Annotated in this window: 2 protein-coding genes; both read right to left on the bottom strand. The window is 75.6% G+C overall.

Features of this window, described 5'->3' with window-relative positions; translation table 11 throughout:
* On the bottom strand, positions 1-1,031 hold a 1,031-nt coding region (gene pglZ, locus GA0115259_RS38495), incomplete at its 3' end, for a BREX-2 system phosphatase PglZ (RefSeq protein WP_107469438.1).
* On the bottom strand, positions 1,028-1,309 hold a 282-nt coding region (locus GA0115259_RS38500), incomplete at its 5' end, for a hypothetical protein (RefSeq protein ID WP_141716908.1). The genes GA0115259_RS38500 and pglZ, both read right to left, overlap by 4 nt.

Genomic DNA, 1,309 nt, shown 5'->3' on the forward strand with positions numbered 1-1,309 from the left:
ACGATGCCGCTGGTGCGGCGCGCCTCGCGGGCCTGGTCGGCGTCGGCGCCGCCGCCGCGGTGTCCGGCCGTCAGCAGCGCGCTCACGTACTCCTCGGCGGACCGGCCGAAGACGCCCACCAGGGCATCGAGTTGTTCGCCGACGGCTGGGGGCTGGTCGCCGAGGTAGCGTTCGGCGCGGCCCCGGGCCTGGTACGTCTCGGGGGCGGGTTGGGCGTGCTGCCACAGGGCCGCGCATACGAGGCCGAAGGCAGCGGCGTCCGCGCCGCGCTCGGCGTGGATAAGAGCGAGCAGAGCGCGTCCGGCGAGACCGGCCTGGTCCTCCTCGCCGAGGAAGGCCGTCAGCCCGGCGCGCTCGGGACCCCGTAGGCCCAGCAGCCGCTCGGGGGCTCCGGGCCGGGTCGACCAGTGCAGCAGGCTCTGCGCGTCGAGCCGGTCCTCGCCGGGGCGTCGCGTGCCGCCCTCGGTGTCATAGCGGCCGAGGCGCAGGCGGCGCTGGGCGAGCGCGGTGAGAGCGTACTGCCGAGACAGCCAGCCGCCGGGTACCGGCGGCCAACCGCCGGGCGGGGTGGCGTCGAGCAGGGCTTCGGCGGCCCAGTTGACGTCCTTCAGGCGCGGGTCGATCTGCCGGGCGCCGAACGCCTCCCGCACGACGTCCCAGCTGTCGACCATGTCGATGCGCTGCTTGTGGACGCGGGCGGTGATCGCCGGGTCGAGTTCGTTCTGCTCGCGGTCGGTGAGGACGACCAGGACCGCGGGGCCGGGGCGCCGGCCCGTCAGGTGGTCGAGGACGAGTTCGTGGACGGCGAGCGGTGAGGGCGCCACCGCGACGCCGGCTGTCCGGTCCTCGCCCCAGGCGGGTTCGGCGGGCCCCTCCCACTGGGGCGCGGACCGCAGCAGCACGACCCGGCGTCTGCCCGCGCCGTCTCCGGTCAGGGAGGTGGTGAGGGAGGACTGCGAGGAGAGGTACTGGGTGACGGTCGCGGTGTTCAGCCGGACGGCGCCTGGGGCGGCGGCGACGGTGTCCGTCATTCGACGACCTTCCAGGTGATCTCGATCGTCGCGTCGGGGTGGCGGGCGGCCAGTTCGGACAGTTCCGCCTGGAGGTCGGCGGCGGCGCGTGCCACGGTCGTACGGCGGCCACCGGCCGTTCGCGCGGAGCCGCTGCCGGAGGAGGCCGGTGTGGGTGTCTCCGACGGGGCGTAGGGAATGCGCGGGTCGCTGGTCGGTGTGTTCAGGGACAGGTCGTCGGCCGTGGGCTGCGGCGCGACGGGAGGGGGCGGCGGGGTGGCGGCGGCCTGGCTGCGCTT

Origin of the sequence: Streptomyces sp. MnatMP-M17 (assembly GCF_900091995.1) — a bacterium.
GTDB lineage: Bacteria > Actinomycetota > Actinomycetes > Streptomycetales > Streptomycetaceae > Streptomyces.